Source organism: Arenimonas sp. (genome assembly GCF_041919775.1).
Lineage (GTDB): Bacteria > Pseudomonadota > Gammaproteobacteria > Xanthomonadales > Xanthomonadaceae > Arenimonas.
In genome coordinates, this window is the sequence record NZ_JAYRTE010000007.1 from 15,427 (window position 1) to 32,264 (window position 16,838).

Annotated in this window: 14 protein-coding genes and 1 pseudogene; 9 read left to right on the forward strand and 6 right to left on the reverse strand. The window is 68.2% G+C overall.

The window, feature by feature from the left end:
• Positions 1-11: 11 nt before the first annotated feature.
• The 5 genes from ACE3TE_RS06260 (at position 12) to prpC (ending at position 4,912) form a co-directional block, all read left to right on the forward strand.
• On the forward strand, positions 12-518 hold the full coding sequence (locus tag ACE3TE_RS06260; RefSeq protein ID WP_374603214.1) for a peptidylprolyl isomerase: 507 nt from the start codon (positions 12-14) through the stop codon (positions 516-518).
• Between the two features lie 99 nt (positions 519-617).
• Positions 618-1,817, forward strand: a complete 1,200-nt coding sequence (locus tag ACE3TE_RS06265) for an aminotransferase class I/II-fold pyridoxal phosphate-dependent enzyme (RefSeq protein WP_374603215.1) — start codon at positions 618-620, stop codon at positions 1,815-1,817.
• Between the two features lie 9 nt (positions 1,818-1,826).
• Complete coding sequence (locus tag ACE3TE_RS06270) at positions 1,827-2,810, forward strand: malate dehydrogenase (RefSeq protein WP_374603217.1); 984 nt, start codon at positions 1,827-1,829, stop codon at positions 2,808-2,810.
• 51 nt (positions 2,811-2,861) lie between these two features.
• The gene (gene prpB, locus ACE3TE_RS06275; RefSeq protein ID WP_374603219.1) at positions 2,862-3,749 is read left to right on the forward strand and encodes a methylisocitrate lyase; all 888 of its coding nucleotides are present in this window, start codon (positions 2,862-2,864) and stop codon (positions 3,747-3,749) included.
• Between the two features lie 14 nt (positions 3,750-3,763).
• On the forward strand, positions 3,764-4,912 hold the full coding sequence (gene prpC / locus ACE3TE_RS06280) for a 2-methylcitrate synthase (protein WP_374603221.1): 1,149 nt from the start codon (positions 3,764-3,766) through the stop codon (positions 4,910-4,912).
• Between the two features lie 37 nt (positions 4,913-4,949).
• Here prpC and ACE3TE_RS06285 read toward each other — a convergent pair whose 3' ends face one another.
• On the reverse strand, positions 4,950-6,902 hold the full coding sequence (locus tag ACE3TE_RS06285) for a cation:proton antiporter (RefSeq protein WP_374603223.1): 1,953 nt from the start codon (positions 6,900-6,902) through the stop codon (positions 4,950-4,952).
• Positions 6,903-7,082: 180 nt separating this feature from the next.
• Between ACE3TE_RS06285 and ACE3TE_RS06290 the strand changes: the two genes are divergently transcribed.
• On the forward strand, positions 7,083-7,973 hold the full coding sequence (locus ACE3TE_RS06290; RefSeq protein WP_374603224.1) for a universal stress protein: 891 nt from the start codon (positions 7,083-7,085) through the stop codon (positions 7,971-7,973).
• 67 nt (positions 7,974-8,040) lie between these two features.
• Here the strand turns inward: ACE3TE_RS06290 and ACE3TE_RS06295 are convergent.
• Both ACE3TE_RS06295 and ACE3TE_RS06300 read right to left on the reverse strand, forming a co-directional pair.
• Positions 8,041-8,499: pseudogene (locus ACE3TE_RS06295) on the reverse strand (cell wall hydrolase); the annotation flags it as partial.
• Positions 8,500-8,809: 310 nt separating this feature from the next.
• Entirely contained in the window at positions 8,810-10,837 is a 2,028-nt protein-coding gene (locus ACE3TE_RS06300; RefSeq protein WP_374603226.1) for an FAD-dependent oxidoreductase, read from the reverse strand.
• Positions 10,838-10,993: 156 nt separating this feature from the next.
• Here ACE3TE_RS06300 and ACE3TE_RS06305 point away from each other — a divergent pair, with 156 nt between their 5' ends.
• The 3 genes from ACE3TE_RS06305 (at position 10,994) to ACE3TE_RS06315 (ending at position 14,451) form a co-directional block, all read left to right on the forward strand.
• Positions 10,994-12,442, forward strand: coding sequence for a bifunctional 2-methylcitrate dehydratase/aconitate hydratase (locus tag ACE3TE_RS06305; protein WP_374603228.1), 1,449 nt, complete (start codon positions 10,994-10,996; stop codon positions 12,440-12,442).
• A gap of 148 nt (positions 12,443-12,590) precedes the next feature.
• Positions 12,591-13,667 (forward strand): OmpA family protein, encoded by a 1,077-nt coding sequence (locus ACE3TE_RS06310; RefSeq protein ID WP_374603230.1) that lies wholly within the window; start codon positions 12,591-12,593, stop codon positions 13,665-13,667.
• A gap of 139 nt (positions 13,668-13,806) precedes the next feature.
• Positions 13,807-14,451: a hypothetical protein gene (locus ACE3TE_RS06315; protein WP_374603232.1), complete on the forward strand. Its 645-nt coding sequence runs from the start codon at positions 13,807-13,809 to the stop codon at positions 14,449-14,451.
• Between the two features lie 7 nt (positions 14,452-14,458).
• Here ACE3TE_RS06315 and ACE3TE_RS06320 read toward each other — a convergent pair whose 3' ends face one another.
• The 3 genes from ACE3TE_RS06320 to ACE3TE_RS06330 are packed head-to-tail and all read right to left on the reverse strand — an operon-like array spanning position 14,459 to position 16,837.
• On the reverse strand, positions 14,459-15,490 hold the full coding sequence (locus ACE3TE_RS06320) for a cyclopropane-fatty-acyl-phospholipid synthase family protein (RefSeq protein WP_374603234.1): 1,032 nt from the start codon (positions 15,488-15,490) through the stop codon (positions 14,459-14,461).
• A 4-nt stretch (positions 15,491-15,494) separates the two neighbouring features.
• Positions 15,495-16,289 carry a DUF1295 domain-containing protein gene (locus tag ACE3TE_RS06325; protein WP_374603236.1) on the reverse strand — a complete coding sequence of 265 codons (795 nt, stop codon included), beginning with the start codon at positions 16,287-16,289 and terminating at the stop codon, positions 15,495-15,497.
• Positions 16,286-16,837, reverse strand: coding sequence for a DUF2878 domain-containing protein (locus ACE3TE_RS06330; protein ID WP_374603238.1), 552 nt, complete (start codon positions 16,835-16,837; stop codon positions 16,286-16,288). Before ACE3TE_RS06330 ends, ACE3TE_RS06325 begins: the two co-directional genes overlap by 4 nt.
• Between the last annotated feature and the right edge of the window lies 1 nt (position 16,838).

Sequence of the window (16,838 nt, forward strand, 5' to 3'; positions counted from 1 at the left end):
CCGGAGTCCCCATGTCCCTGACCGCCGTTTTCACCACCTCCCGCGGGCCGATCCGCGTCAAGCTGCACGCCGACCAGGCGCCGCTGACGGTCGCCAACTTCGTCAACCTGGCCCAGCGCGGCTTCTACGACGGCCTCTCCTTCCACCGGGTCATCCCCGATTTCATGATCCAGGGCGGCTGCCCGCGCGGCACCGGCACCGGCGGCCCCGGCTACCGGTTCGAGGACGAATGCCGCCCGGAACTGCGCCACGACAAGCCCGGCGTGCTGTCCATGGCCAATGCCGGCCCGGGCACCAACGGCAGCCAGTTCTTCATCACCCACGTCGCCACCCCCTGGCTGGACGGCAAGCACACCGTGTTCGGTGAAGTCCTGGGCGCCGAAGACCAGGCCGTGGTCGACGCCGTGCGCGGCGGCGACAAGATCGAAAGCCTGAAGATCGAAGGCGACACCGCCCCGCTGCTGGCCGCCCAGGCAGGCCGCGTGGCCGAGTGGAACAAGGCCCTCGACGCCGCCTGACCGGGGCCGGGCAGGGCGGCGGGACGGGCGCCCGGGAAGGACCGCATGGTATCCTTCCGGGGTTTCCCATCCCGCCACCCACACCCCGCGAGGATCGTGATGCTCCAGCTCGCCAAGCGCATGGGCCGTGCCAAGCCCAGCGCCATCATGGCCGTCGCCGACAAGGCGAAGAAGCTCAAGGCCGAAGGCCGCGACATCGTCAGCTTCTCCATCGGCGTACCCAACTTCCTGCCCGGCGAGCACGTCTACGCCGCCGCCCGCGAGGCGCTCGAAAAGGACAGCGGCCAGTACGGCTCGAACCGCGGCTCCGACGCGCTGCTCGACGCCTTCCTGCACCACCTCGACGGCCTGGGCCTCACCGGCTACACGCGCCTGAACTGCGCCACCGGCATCGGCGCCAAGCACATCCTGTACAACCTGGCCGAGGCCCTGCTCGACGAAGGCGACACCATCGCCTACGCCGTGCCGTACTGGACCACCTACGCCGACATCGCCGAGGTGCTGGACGCGAAGATCCTCGAGCTGCCGTGCCCGGCCAGCCAGGACTACAAGCTCACGCCGGCCCAGCTCGACGCCGCGCTGGCCAGCAAGCCCAAGGTCTTCCTGTTCAACAACCCGAACAACCCGACCGGCATGGTCTATACCCGCGAGGAAATCGCGGCGCTGGCCGACGTCATCGCCAAACACCCGGACACTTGGGTGATCACCGACGACATCTACAACACGATGGTGTTCGACGGCATCGGCTACCACAACTTCGTGCAGGCCCGCCCGGAACTGCGCGAGCGCGTGGTGTTCGTGGACTCGTTGTCCAAGACCTACGGCATGCCCGGCTGGCGCGTCGGCTTCATGGCCGGCCCCGAAGTGGTGGCCAAGGCGGTGACGGTGCTCAACTCCACCCACATCACCAACCTGCCCGAAGTCGTCACCGCCGCCGCAGTGGCCGCGCTTACCGGCCCGCAGGACGTGCCCACCGGCAAGTGCGCCGAGTTCCAGGCCAAGCGCGACATGGTGGTCGACACGATGAACGCCATCCCTGGCGTCGTCTGCCCGAAGCCGCAGGGCGCGTTCTACGTGTTCCCCGACATCAGCTGCGCCTTCGGCAAGTCGCACAAGGGCGTGAAGATCGCCAACGACGTCGACTTCTGCTCCGTGCTGCTCGAAACCAAGGGCGTGGCCTGCGTGCCGGGCTCGGCCTTCGGCGAGCCGCGCGCGCTGCGCATCAGCTACACCTGCCCGACCGAGCAGCTGCCCAAGGGCCTGCAGCGGATCCAGGAATTTTTCGCCGAACTTTCGTAAGGAGCCTCCATGAAAACCCCCGTCCGTGTTGCCGTCACCGGCGCCGCTGGCCAGATCGGCTATTCCCTGCTGTTCCGCATCGCCTCGGGCGAAATGCTGGGCAAGGACCAGCCGGTCATCCTGCAGATGCTGGAACTGCCGATGGAAAAGGCCCAGGCCGCGCTCAAGGGCGTGATGATGGAGCTCGAGGACTGCGCCTTCCCGCTGCTGGCCGGCATGGTCGGCACCGACGACCCGATGGTCGCGTTCAAGGACGCCGACGTGGCCCTGCTGGTCGGCGCCATGCCGCGCGGCCCGGGCATGGAGCGCAAGGACCTGCTGCTCAAGAACGCCGAAATCTTCACCGTGCAGGGCAAGGCCATCAACGCCGTCGCCTCGCGTGACATCAAGGTGCTGGTGGTCGGCAACCCGGCCAACACCAATGCCTACATCGCGATGAAGTCGGCGCCGGACATCAACCCGGGCAACTTCACCGCCATGCTGCGCCTGGACCACAACCGCGCGCTGTCGCAGCTGGCCATCAAGGCCGGCGTGGATGTCGCCGGCATCGAGAAGCTGGTCGTCTGGGGCAACCACAGCCCGACCATGTACCCGGACTACCGCTTCGCCACCGTCGACGGCGGTTCGCTCAAGGACAGGATCGGCGACGAAGCCTGGAACCGCGAAACCTTCATCCCGAAGGTCGGCAAGCGCGGCGCCGCGATCATCGAAGCCCGTGGCCTGTCCTCGGCCGCCTCGGCCGCCAACGCCGCCATCGACCACATCCGCGACTGGGTGCTGGGCACCAACGGCAAGTGGGCCACGATGGGCATTCCTTCCGACGGCAGCTACGGCATCCCGAAGGACGTGATCTACGGTTTCCCGGTGGTCTGCAAGGACGGCAAGTACGAGATCGTGCAGGGCCTGGAGATCGACGAGTACTCGCGCTCGATGATGGACAAGACCCTGGCCGAGCTCGAGGAAGAGCGCGCAGGCGTCGCCCACCTGCTCTGATGAACCAACGAAGGCGACCTCAGGGTCGCCTTCGTGCATGAGGAAACCCGAATGTCTGAATCGAACTCGGCCGGCGCGCGCTTCCGCGCTGCCGTCAAGGAAGAATCCCCGCTGCAGGTGATGGGCGCGATCACCGCCTACGCCGGCCTGATGGCCAAGCGCACCGGTTACAAGGCCCTGTACCTGTCCGGTGGCGGCGTCGCCGCGAACTCGCTGGGCATGCCCGACCTGGGCATTTCCACGATGGAAGACGTGCTCACCGACGCCCGCCGCATCGTTGATGCCACCGGCATGCCGCTGCTTGTCGATATCGACACCGGCTGGGGCGGCGCCTTCAACATCGGCCGCACCATCAAGAACTTCCAGCGGGTCGGCGTCGCCGCCGTGCACATGGAAGACCAGGTCGGCCAGAAGCGCTGCGGCCATCGCCCGGGCAAGGAAGTGGTGTCGAAGCAGGAAATGGTCGACCGCGTGAAGTCGGCCGTGGACGCGCGCACCGACGAAGGCTTCGTGATCATGGCGCGAACCGATGCCGCCGCCGTCGAAGGCCTGGACGCCGCCATTGAGCGCGCCGTGGCCTACGTCGAAGCCGGCGCCGACATGGTGTTTCCGGAAGCCATGCGTTCGCTCGACGACTACCGCAAGGTCAAGGCCGCGGTGAAGGTGCCGGTGCTGGCCAACCTGACCGAGTTCGGCTCGACCCCGTTCTTCACCACCGACGAACTGCGCGACGCCGGCGTGGATATCGCCCTGTACTGCTGCGGCGCCTACCGCGCCATGAACAAGGCCGCGCTGCACTTCTACGAAACGGTGCGCCGCGAAGGCACCCAGAAGAACATCATCGACACCCTGCAGACCCGCGCCGAGCTCTACGACTTCCTGGGCTACCACGCTTACGAAGACAAGCTCGACGAACTGTTCTCGCAGCAAAAAGACTGAGCAAGGAGCCCCGCATGAGCGACAACAACACCCTGCCGAAGCCGAAGAAGTCGGTGGCCCTGAGCGGCACGCCCGCCGGCAACACCGCCCTGTGCACCGTCGGCCGCAGCGGCAACGACCTGCATTACCGCGGCTACGACATCAAGGACCTGGCCACGAAGGCCGGGTTCGAGGAAGTGGCGCACCTGCTGGTGCACGGCGCGCTGCCCACGGCCAGCCAGCTGGCGGCCTACAAGACCAAGCTCAAGCGGCTGCGCGGGCTGCCCGCGATTGTCACCGACGCGCTGGAGCTGGTGCCGGCCAACGCCCATCCGATGGACGTGATGCGCACGGGCTGCTCGGTGCTGGGCACGGTGCTGCCCGAGCGCGAAGGCCACCCGGTGGCCGAAGCCCGCGACATCGCCGACCGCCTGATGGCCAGCTTTGGTTCGATGCTGCTGTACTGGTGGCACTTCACCCGCAACGGCCGCCGCATCGACGTCGAAACCGACGACGACACCATCGCCGGCCACTTCCTGCACCTGCTGCACGGCGAGCCGCCGAGCGCTTCGCACGCCGAGGCCCTGGACAAGTCGCTGGTGCTCTACGCCGAACATGAGTTCAACGCGTCCACCTTCACCGCCCGCGTGATCGCCGGCACCGGCAGCGACATGTTCAGCTGCCTCACCGGCGCCATCGGCGCGCTGCGTGGCCCCAAGCACGGCGGCGCCAACGAAGTGGCGATGGACATCATTGCGCGCTACGCCAGCGCCCACGAAGCCGAGGCCGACATCCGCGCCCGCGTCGAGCGCAAGGAAATCGTCATCGGCTTCGGCCACCCGGTCTACACCGTCGGCGACCCGCGCAACCCGATCATCAAGGACATCAGCCGCAAGCTGTGCAAGGAAGGCGGCAACCAGGTCCTGTTCGACGTCAGCGAGCGCATCGAGACGCTGATGATGGACATGAAGAAGATGTTCCCCAACCTGGACTGGTACAGCGCCTCGGCCTACCACATGATGGGCGTGCCGACGCCGATGTTCACGCCGCTGTTCGTCATCGCCCGCACCAGCGGCTGGTCGGCGCACGTCATCGAACAGCGCATCGACGGCAAGATCATCCGCCCCAGCGCCAACTACACCGGTCCCGAGGACCGCGACTTCGTGGCGATCGACAAGCGCTGATCCCTCTTGCCCCCTGCCGTCGCGGGGGGCGATCCAATCAAGCGCCCCGCAAGCGCAGGCGAGCGTCCGCCAGTTCTTCGGGGGCAACGCTCAGGACCATCGTGTCGCCTTCCGCGACCAGGGTGTCCATGTCGGGCTGCACCGTGCGCCGGCCGTCGTGCACGATGGCTGCCACGTCGCCGGCCCGGAATCCCAACTCCGCAAGCGTATGCCCGCGGGCCGGACTGTCGGCCGTGATTTCCACGGGGGTGAGCCGGTCGGTCGTGTCGCCGGTGCGCAGGTCGCCCGTGAAGTAGGCGCGCAGCAAGGGGTAGTGCGCGGCACGCTGGCGTTGCACCAGGCGCTGCACCCGGTCAGGGGGAAACTCCAGCTGCTCGAGGACGTGGGTAGCCATCATCAGCCCGGCTTCGAGGGTCTCGGGCACGACTTCGGTGGCGCCCGCCTCGCGCAGCATGTCGCCATGGCTTTCATCGTGGGTCCGGACCATGACCGGCAGGTCGCGACGCCGCGCCCGGACGTGCGCCAGGATGCGCAAGCTGGCGGCAGTGTCGTCGTTGCTGACCACCACCAGTCGTGCCCGGTCCACGCCGATGGCCTCGAGCATGGCCGGATCGGTGGCGTCGCCGAAATATACCGGCTCCCCGGCCTGGCGGGCTTGCCGGACCTTGGTCATGTCCAGATCCACCGCGACATAGGCAATGCCTTCCTGCTCCAGGATCCGTCCGACGTTCTGGCCGATGCGACCGTAGCCGCAGACCAGGACGTGCTGGTCCAGTTCCCGGGCCGCCTCGCGGGCTTCGGGTACCTGGCGCGGGCTTTCCAGCCGCCGCGGGGTGAGCACGCGGGCGATCGCCGCGTTGTGGCGAATCAGGAAGGGCGCCATGACGAATGAGAAGAGCACGGCGGTGAAAGCCACCTGGGACTGGAAATCGTCCAGCGTGCCGTTGGCCAGGGCGATGGCGAGCAACGCAAGTCCGAACTCGCCACCGACGGCGACGATCAGTCCCGTGCGCCATGCCGATTCCAGCGGCAGGCCGGCGGTGCGGACCAGGCCGGCCACCAGCAGCGTCTTGCTGGCCAGCAGCAATGCGGCGCCACCCAAGGCCCACGGCCACACCGCGGGAAGGGCGCTCGGATCGAACAACATGCCGATACCGATGAAGAACAAACCCAGCAGCACGTCGCGGAATGGACGGATCGTGGCTTCCACCTGGTGGCGGAACTCGGTCTCGCCAAGCACCATGCCCGCCAGGAACGCGCCGAAAGCCAGGGAAAGCCCCAGGGACCCGGTGATCCAGGCGGCCCCCAGGGACACCAGAAGCACGGTGAGTGTGAAGACTTCGGTGGTGCCCAACCGCGCCACTTTCTGGAATAGCGGCCTCAGCAGCCATCTGCCTGCCAGGAAGACGATCGCCGTCGCCAGCACTGCCTTGGCCAGCGCCATGCCCAAGGACCCAGCCACGACCATCAGCCCTGCTGCCGTGCCCAGGACCGGAATGACGACGATGAAAGGCACGGCCGTGACATCCTGGAAGACCGACATGGCCGTGCCCAGCCGGCCATGCGGCGAATGGTCCTCGCCCTGTTCGGCCAGTTGCTTGCTGATTACCGTGGTCGAGGATTGCGCGAAGATCGCGCCGATCACGAAGGCGGCGGCCGGCCCGGCCCCGGCAAGCCAGGCCAGGACTCCCACCACCAGCGTCGTCAGGACAACCTGCGCCGTGCCAAGCCAGAGAACCTGGCTGCGCAGCGCCTTGAGCTGGGGCAACGAATAGTTGAGGCCGATCGTGAACAACAGGAAGACGATGCCGAATTCGGCAAACAGGCGGATGACGTCACCATCGACGACCGGCCCCAGGGTGAAGGGTCCAAGCAACACGCCGACGAACAAGTAAGCCAGGGGTGTTGGAATGTGCAGGCGGTGGCAAACCTTGATGCTGGCGACGGCGGCACCAAGCAGTACCAAGACTTGCAGGAGACCTTGTTCCATCTGCGTGCTTGACCATGGCGGGGGGCTGTGGGAATTGTAGGGACTTTAGGGATCCCATTCGGCCTCCGAAGGCAATGCCTTGGTGCAGGCGGGTGGGGACCACGCGCCGTTGCCATTCACCAATGTGGCCGAACACCCCGCCAATCAGACCCTGGGCGGGGTCGGGGCCGGGAGGCAAGCATGAGCTGGAGTTTCGGCCCGATCTGGGCAGGCACAGATTTTTCGCAGGACGCCAATCTTGCCGTCCAGCGCGCTGCAAGGCTTTCGCGCGAACATGGCGCCACCCTGCACCTGCTGCACGCCCTGGACGAAGGCGACTGGCTGGCGCGAGCGGCCAAGCTGACGCACGGGCACTTCACCCATGAACTGCTGCTCAGGGCCGCCGGTTCGCAGCTGGCGAGGCTGCGCGACCAGCTGCTGGCCGACGGCGTGCCCGCCGTGGAAACCCACGTCTCCCCGGATTCGTTGCACAAGGCGCTGCATGGCATCGTTGCCGACGGTGAATGCGGGTTGTTCGTGATGGGCGCGCGCGGTGAAGGCAGCTTTCGCGAAGGCCTGCTGGGTTCGACTGCGGACCGTGTGCTTCGCTCGGGCAGCGTGCCTGTGCTCCTGTGCCGGCGCGACGCATCACCCTGGCAACGCGTGGTGCTGGCCACCGACTTTTCGCCCGCCTCGGAACTGGCGGCCCGGCTGGGCCTGGCCATCTCGCCGGAAGCCAGCCACTACCTGCTGCATGCCAGCGAGCTGGTCCTGGACCGGGGACTCGCCTTCGCCAACACCAGCCCGGAGGCCCGGGAGGCCTACCACCGCGAGGCCTGGGAAAAGGCCAGTCGCCAGCTCACGGCATTCACCCAGGCGCTCGGGGCCGCGGGGGAGGGCATCACCCGGGCACCGCGGCAGGGACGTCCCGCCGAAGTCCTGTCGAGTTTCGTGGACGAAACGGCCGCGGACCTGGTGGTCCTGGGTGCCCGGCCGCGGGCACGCTGGGAAAACAACCTGCTGGGCAGCACGGCGCACTTCGCCGCCAACAAACTGGGCTGCGACGTGCTCGTGGTTCCGGGTAAGCCCTGAGGCCCCGTCAGGGCGCCATGCGCTGGGTAGCCGAGGGCAGGGCGGCGACGCTGATCGTCGGCACCGGGGCGGCCTTGGGCGGCGTCAGGCGCTGCACCCGGAAGAATGTGTGGTCGCCGATGGTGGCCACCTGCGGGTAGGTGGCCCAGTTCGGGTTGGCCAGGTCCAGGGCCGCGAAGTGGCTCGCGCCCGGCACGACTTCCTTGCGCTCTCCCGGCGGCAGCTGCCAGTCGGCCTGGGCCTGGAAGGCGACCTGTACGGCCCGTTCCCAGGCCTTGATGTTCTTCATGCGCAGGCCCGGGTTCACGATGGTCGGGGCGAACTGCTTGCGGGCGGTGACCACCTCGCAAACCGACTCGCCCCACTGGCCCGAGTCACGGCGGCGCAGGGCCACTTCGGCGACCGCGCGCTGGCCCAGGGCCGACTGGTCGCGGGCCTCCAGGTAGACCGTGGTCGCCAGGCACAGGGGGTCGGCGGCTGGCTGGGGGAGGATCGATGCCAGCCAAAGGACGAAAGACAGCTTCATGGCGGAACTCCTTGCTCCGTTGCGCCGCACTTTCCCGACCGCCCTCAGGCGGTTCCCCTGAGGGACCAACGGGTTTGTGGTTCAAGTGCGGCCTGGCGTTTTGGGGATGGACGAGCGGGGCTCGCACTCCGGGGTCGCTGGCGTCAGGTGCGCGACCCGCCGGAATCCCCTTGAAGCCATGCGCTCCGGGGCCGATTTGTCGACGGGGCGCGGGGCCGGGCGTCGATTCCAGCCGCGCATCCTACGGGAATGAGCCGAACCTTGCCTGAACGGCAAAAGCCAAGCCTTTGATTCTTATTGGAGTAATTGCTCAGAGCGCCGCGGCGAGGCGGCTTCCCTGCTCGATGGCGCGTTTGGCGTCGAGCTCGGCGGCCACGTCGGCACCGCCGATCAGGTGCGGCCGCAGGCCGGCCGCCTGCAGTCCGTCGACCAGTTCGCGCAGGGGTTCCTGGCCGGCGCAGACCACCACGTGGTCCACCTCCAGCAGCCGTTCCTGGCTATCCACCCGCACCCGCAGGCCGGTGTCGTCCACGCCCAGGTACTCCACGCCGCCCCAGGCCTGCACGCCCTTGGCTTTCAGGGTGGCGCGGTGGATCCAGCCGGTGGTCTTGCCCAGGCGGGCGCCGGGTTTGCCCGGGCTGCGCTGGAGCAGCCAGAGTTCGCGTGCGGGGGGTTCCGGCTGCGGCCTGGTCAGGCCGCCGGGGCCTTCGAAATCGCGTGCCACGCCCCATTCCTCCATCCACAGGACAGGGTTGAGGCTGGGGGAGGGGCCGTCGTGCACCAGGTATTCGGCGACGTCGTAGCCAATGCCGCCGGCGCCGATGATGGCGACCTTCCGGCCGGGCACGACCCGACCCTGCAGCACGTCCAGGTAGGAAACGACCTTGGCATGGTCGGCGCCCGGGAAGCCGACCTTGCGCGGCCGGATGCCGGTGGCGAGCACGATTTCGTCGAAGCCACCCGCGGCCAGGGCGGCGGCGTCCACGCGTTCGCCCAGGCGCTGGTCGACGCCGGTCAGCGCCAGCTGGCGACCGAAGTAGCGCAGGGTCTCGTGGAATTCTTCCTTGCCCGGGATCTTCTTGGCCATGTTGAACTGGCCGCCGATCTCGGACGCCGAATCAAACAGCGTCACCTGGTGACCGCGGCCCGCGGCCACGCTGGCGCAGGCCAGTCCGGCCGGTCCGGCGCCGACCACGGCCACCCGCTTCGGGTCCGAGGTCGGCAGGTAATTGAGTTCGGTTTCCGCGCAGGCCCGCGGATTGACCAGGCAGCCAGCCTTCTTGCCCACGAAGACGTGGTCCAGGCAGGCCTGGTTGCAGGCGATGCAGGTGTTGATCTCGTCGCGCCGGCCCTCGCGGGCCTTGCGCGCCCAGGCCGGGTCGGCCAGCAGCGGGCGCGCCATCGACACCATGTCGGCCTGGCCACCGGCGAGGATGGCCTCGGCTTCCTCGGGCATGTTGATGCGGTTGGTGGCTACCAGGGGCAGCCCGACGTGCGGCTTGAGCTTGGCGGTGACGCCGGCGAAGGCCGCGCGCGGCACCGAGGTGGCGATGGTCGGCACCCGCGCCTCGTGCCAGCCGATACCGGTATTGATGAGGGTGGCACCGGCGGCCTCGATGGCCTTCGCCTGCATCACGATCTCGTCCCAGGCTGAACCGTTTTCCACCAGCTCCAGCATCGACAGCCGGTAGATGAGGATGAAGTCCGGGCCCACCGCCTCACGGATGCGGCGAACGATCTCCACGGCGAAGCGCATCCGGTTTTCGGGCGAGCCGCCCCAGGCATCCTTGCGCCGGTTGGTGCGGGCGCTGAGGAACTGGTTGATCAGGTAACCCTCCGAACCCATCACCTCGACGCCGTCGTAGCCGGCGTCGCGGGCCAGCTTCGCGGTGGTGACGAAGGCCTTGATCTGGCGCTCGACGCCCCAGGCGGTGAGCGCGCGCGGGGTCAGCGGGCTGATCGGCGCCTTCACCTTCGAAGCCGACACCAGCAGCGGGTGCGCCGCATACCGGCCGGCGTGCAGGATCTGCAGGCAGATGCGGCCGCCGGCTTCGTGCACCGCCCTGGTGACGATGCGGTGCTTGTGGATCTCCCAGGGCCAGCTGAGCTTTCCGGCGAAAGGCTTGAGCCAGCCGACCAGGTTGGGCGAGATGCCGCCGGTGACCATCAGGCCGGCGCCGCCTTCTGCGCGCTCGCGGAAATAGGCCGCCAGCTTCGGGAAATCGCGCGCGTGGTCTTCCAGGCCCGTGTGCATCGAACCCATCAGGATCCGGTTGGGCAGGGTGCAAAAGCCCAGGTCGAGGGGCTGGAAGAGGCTGGGATAAGGCTGGCTGGACATGGTTTGCGGCGCTGGACGGATCCGGGCACCTTGCCCGGATCGGCCGTCCCGGACAAGACGCCGGCGAACGGCGCGGCCGCGCTGGCCCCCGACATCCGTTCATGCTTCTGGCACCATTAGCCCACGTTCGCCCACGCACGCACGGACCGCCCGCCCATGAGCACCCCCGACCTCCGTTCCGCCAAGCGCCCCGAACCCGACCCGTCCATGGTCGACATCGCCAACTACGTCACCGACTACTACATCGGTTCGTCCGAGGCCTACACCACCGCCCGCTACATGCTGTTCGACTCGCTGGCCTGCGCCATGCTGGCGATGCGCCACCCCGAATGCGTCAAGCACCTGGGGCCGCTGGTGCCGGGGGGATCGCTGCCGGGCGGCGCACGCGTGCCGGGCACCCATCACGAACTCGACCCGGCCCAGGCCGCCTACAACATCGGCGTGCAGGTGCGCTGGCTGGATTTCAACGACACCTGGCTGGCCGCCGAGTGGGGGCATCCCTCGGACAACCTCGGCACCATCCTGGCCGTGGGCGACTACCTGAGCCGCAAGGCCGAGCGGGAAAACGGCAAGCCGGTGACGGTGCGCGACATCCTGACCTGGGCGATCAAGGCCCACGAGATCCAGGGCTGCTACGCGCTCAAGAACAGCTTCAACCGGGTCGGCCTGGACCACGTCATCCTGGTCCGGCTGGCCTCAAGCGCCATCGCCACCCACATGATGGGCGGCGGCAAGGAAGAGATCATCAACGCGGTCAGCCACAGCTGGGCCGACGGCGGCGCCCTGCGCGCCTACCGGCATGCGCCCAACACCGGCCCGCGCAAGAGCTGGGCCGCCGGCGACGCCTGCCGCCGCGCCGTCATCCATGCCCTGAACGCGATGAAGGGCTGCGTGGGCTATCCGAGCGTGGTCAGTGCCCCGACCTGGGGGTTCACCGACGTGGCCTTCAAGGGCAAGGACTTCGAGTTCGAGCGGGCCTTCGGCAGCTACGTGATGGAGAACATCCTGTTCAAGATCAGTTTCCCGGCCGAGTTCCATGCGCAGACGGCGGTCGAGTGCGCGCTGCAGCTGCATCCCAAGGTCGCCGGCAGGCTCGACGAGGTCGAGCGCATCGCGATCGAGACCCAGGAGGCCGGGGCGCGGATCATCGACAAGACCGGCCCGCTGGACAACTACGCCGACCGGGACCATTGCCTGCAGTACATGGTGGCCGTGCCGCTGATCTTCGGCCGGCTCACCGCCGAGGACTATTCCGACGCCGTCGCGGCCGATCCCCGGATCGACGCCCTGCGCGGGAAGATGCAGGTGCGCGAGAACCCGGATTTCACCCGCGACTACTTCGACCCGGACAAGCGCTACATCGGGAATTCGGTCGAGGTGTTCTTCAAGGACGGCAGCTCCACCGGGAAAGTGTCCATCGACACCCCCCTGGGCCACCGCGACCGCCGGGGGGAGGGCATTCCGGCCCTGCTGGCGAAGTTCGAGGCCGCAATGGCCGGCCAGCTGCCGGCCAGGCGGGTCCAGAAGCTGCTGGAGCTGACCGGCGACACCTCCCGCTTCGAGGCCACCCCGATCCACCGGTTCATGGACCTGTTTACCCCCTGAAAAACTTCCCTTGCCATGGACCGATGCCTTTGTTAGATTCCCGTTAACAATCCGATCGTTAAGGTTTGTCCGACTCAAGCGGCACTGCACCGACCCCCTGGTCCGCACCGTTCGAGCTTTTTCCCCAAAGTAGAAGATGGAGCAAATCATGAAGAAGAAACTCCTGTGCTGTGCCCTCCTTGGCGCCATGGCGACCGCAACGTCCGCGATGGCCCAGGATTTCGACAACCGTTGGTACGTGTCCGGTGGCATCGGCGGAAACGTCCAGGACGATGACCGCGGCACCGAAGACTCCGGCTTCCTGACCCTCGGCCTCGGCAAGTTCATCACCCCGAACTGGTCGCTGGACGTCGAGGCGAACTACCAGAACCCGCGCCTGAAGTCGAACAACGACCTGCTGTTCAGCCAGTACGGCCTGTCGGTCGACTCGCGCTACCACTTCATCCGCGAAGGCAGCAACTGGTGGCCGTACGTCCGCATGGGCCTGGGCTACCAGAAGGCCGAGGAAGAGTTCAACAACTTCCCGAGCCCGAACTCGCCGGGCCAGCGCGAAGACTCCTTCCTGGCCGCCAACCTCGGCGTCGGCATGCAGGCTGACTACGACCGCTTCGCGGTCCGTGGCGAGCTCGGCACCCGCGTCGCGTTCGACGACACCTCCTACGTCGCGCCGGATTCGAACTCCTTCGCCGACATGCTGATCTCGATGACCGTGCTGATGAAGCTCGGTGACCTGCCGGCCCCGGTCGTCCCGGACGCCGAGCCGGTCGTGCAGACCACCTGCGCCGACCTCGACGACGACGGCGACGGCGTCAACAACTGCGACGACAAGTGCCCGGGTTCGGTTGCCGGCCAGGCCATCGGTCCGGACGGTTGCCCGGTTCCGCTGACGATCGACCTGAAGGGCGTGAACTTCGACTTCGACAAGTCGACCCTGCGTCCGGACGCCGTCGTGATCCTCGACGAAGCCATCGCCATCCTGCAGAAGTACCCGCAGCTGAAGGTTGAAGTCGCCGGTCACACCGACTCCATCGGTACCGAGCAGTACAACCAGGGTCTGTCGGAGCGTCGCGCCAAGGCCGTGTACGACTACCTGACCAACGCCGGCATCGGCGCTGATCGCATGGCTGGTCCGAACGGTTACGGCGAGAGCCGCCCGATCGACACCAACGACACCGCCGAAGGCCGTGCGCGCAACCGCCGCACCGAGCTGAACGTCCAGAACTGATCCACCGGTTCTGAAGCAACACCCGAAGCCCGGCCTCGCGCCGGGCTTCGTTTTTTCCGGCGGCCCGTTCAGGTGGCGCGTTGCAATGGCGCGTAGCGAGGCCTAAGCTTCACGCAGTCCCGCCTTCCCCCGGTGAACCATGAAGCGCACCCTCATCTCGATGTTCCTCTGCGTGCCGATGCTGGCGATTGCAAACGAGCCCGAGTGCAGCCAGCCCGTGCCGGGCAGCGCTGCGATGGGCGAAGCTGGTCTGGTTGCGGAAGCCGTCGCCCCGGCAGACGCGCAGGTTCCCGGTTCCGGCCTGGCCCCGGTGCCCGCCGAACTGGCTGCGGCGCCGGCCCCGGACGCGGCGGCGACCAGCGAGGTCGCCACGCCCGCGCTCGACCTGGCGGCGCAGACCCTGCTGCCCTGCGCCGAAACAACGGCCGTGGCGCCTGCGCCCGAGCCGGCCTATGTGCCCAAGACCGCCCACGACAATTCGCCGTGGCGCTTCGACATGAACCAGAACGGCAAGCGCATGACCGCCGACGAGTTCGACGCCTGGATGAAGGCCAAGGGCATCCGCGTTGCCACCGGTCGCGCCCCGGCGCCGGCCGTGCCGGCGACGGCCGCCCCGGCCGATGGCGCCGTGGTGGTGGCTGCCGCCTCCGCGGCCGTCGTGCCTGCCCCCGTCGGCCAGACGCCTTCGCCGGCGGCCAACCCGGCGGTGCCGGCTGCGCTTCCGGTCGCCGAAGCGCCGGCCCTGGTGCCGGTCGCCGACGCCGTGCCCGCCGCGGCGGACTGACGCGGCGTCAGGGTTTGCGGAAGCGGTAGTGCGCCACCAGCCACTGCCGCCCGTCTTCGTAGCCGAACAGTTCGGCGCAGGCCATCCAGAACATGCGCCAGCGCTGTGACCAGCGCGCGGCGTTTTCAGCGCCGTAGGTCGCTGCCAGCACGTCCATCACTTCCTGCTGGTTGCGGTCCTGGTTTTCCAGCCAGTGGTTGGCCGTGCGCTGGTAATGCGTGCCTGGCAACAGCCAGCGCTCTTCGATCGACAGGTCCTGCTGGAAGTGCAGCAGCGTGTCCGCCGAGGGCATCAGGCCGCCGGTGAAGAAATACCGGCCCATCCAGTTGTCGTCGCCTTCGGTGAGGAAGGGATACATCAGGTGCCGGTGCGCGAAGATGTGCACGAACAGCTTCCCGCCCGGCTTCAGCCAGCGTGCGATGTTGGCCAGCAGGTGCCGGTAGTTGCGCATGTGCTCGAACATCTCGATCGAGACCACGCGGTCGTAGTTGCCTTCCGGCAGCTCCAGCTGCACGACGTCGCGGGTGAGGATCTCGACGTTGCCCAGTCCGCGCGCTGCCGCCTGCGCCATGATGTGCACGCGCTGGCTGGCCGAGTTGGACACGCCGGTGATGCGCGCGTTCGGGTAGCGGGCGGCCATCCACAGCGTCAGCGAACCCCAGCCGCAGCCCAGCTCCAGGATCTGCTGGCCGTCGGCCAGCTCGGCGCGTTCCCCGTACAGGGCCAGCATGGCCTCCTCGGCCTGGTCCAGGCTTTCCCGGCCGGTGGCGTAGTAGGCGCTGGAATACTTGAGGCGCTTGCCCAGGCACAGTTCGAAAAAGCGCGCCGGCACCTCGTAATGCTGCTCATTGGCCGCCGCGGTTTCGATCGCGATCGGACTGCCGTGCAGGTCTTCGAGCAGTTCCCGGAAACGCGCATCGGCGCGGGCCAGGTCGTCGGCGCCTTCTTCGCGCAGCCGTTGGCCGCACAGGCGGCGGATGCCGAGGCGGGTCAGCGCGTCGGGCAGCAGCCCCCGCTCGCATAGGTCGATCAGGGACATCCGGTCACTCCGGGAAAGGGGAAGATTTGCGCGGCGGCCAGGGGAAGAAGGCGCTGACCTCGCGCTGGTAGCGGCGATAGTCTTCACCGCGGCTGCGTTCGGCCTGGGCCTCGGTCCACGGGATGCCGCTGACGCGATACAGGAAGGCGAACATCAGCACCGGTCCGGCCAGGCTCAGCCAGAACAGCTCGCCACCCACCGCAAGGAACACGTAAGCGAACCAGTGCAGCCATTCGAAGAAATAGTTGGGGTGGCGGGACCAGCCCCACAGGCCGACCCGGCAGGTCTTGCCGGCATTGGCCTCGTCGGCGCGGAACTTCGCCAGCTGCCGGTCGGCGATCGACTCCCCGAGCATCGCGCCCAGCCAGACGAGGATCGCCAGCACGGTCCAGACGGTCAGGTGGTAGGCGCCGTTGTCGGCCGCGGCCACGAAGGGCAGGGCGAACAGCGCCACCACCACCGCCTGCATCTGGAAAAAGCCGAAGAACTTCGCCGGGCTGCCGTTCCAGGCCGCCCTCAGCGCGCGGTAGCGCCCGTCCTCTTCCTCGTTCAGCACCCGGTGCAGCAGGTGCAGGCACAGGCGCGCGCCCCAGACGCTGCCGAACATCGCGACCAGGCCGCGGCTCATCGGCGAACCTTCGCCAACCACGCCGACGAAGAGCGCGGCCAGCGCCATCAGCCCGGCCCAGCCCACGTCGACGTAGCCGACGTTGCGCACGCGCATCGAAAACGCCCACAGCGCGACCATCGCCAGCGCCGAGCCGAGCCAGACGACGCCGATGCTCAGCCAGGGGCTCATGCCGGCGCCCGTTTGCCGGCGCCTGCGGCGGCGAGGTGGTTGTCGACCGCGAACAGCAGCGGCAGCACCGCCGCCCAGCCCAGGGCCAGCGCGGCCAGGACCCAGGCCACCGGCGCGCCGAAGCTTACGGCGTCGAAGGCGCCGGCGGCCGTCCAGTAGGCGAGCGGGCCGCCGACCAGGCCCAGCGCCGCCGCGGCCAGCGGCCACTGGCGCAGGCGCGCCATCGAATGATTGAGCGTCAGCGCGAAGCCGACCCACAGCGAAGCGATCCACACCGGCGCGACGCCCGACCAGGGCCAGGCTTCGGCATAGACCAGCCAGCCGGTGGCGGCGAAAGCGCTGTCGAGCGCGATGCCCAGCGGCAGGGCGACCGCCAGCAGGCGCAGGTCATCGCGGGTTCGGCCGCCCCAGGCCAGCATCGCCGCGGCGAAAACGGCCGCCGCCAGCGGGCCCGCCCAGGGCAGGCCGGCACCGGCGCCGGCGACGCTGGCGAGCCAGACCGCCTGGAAGCCGACCACGTTGCCCAAGGTGAGCCAGGCCGCCTTCATC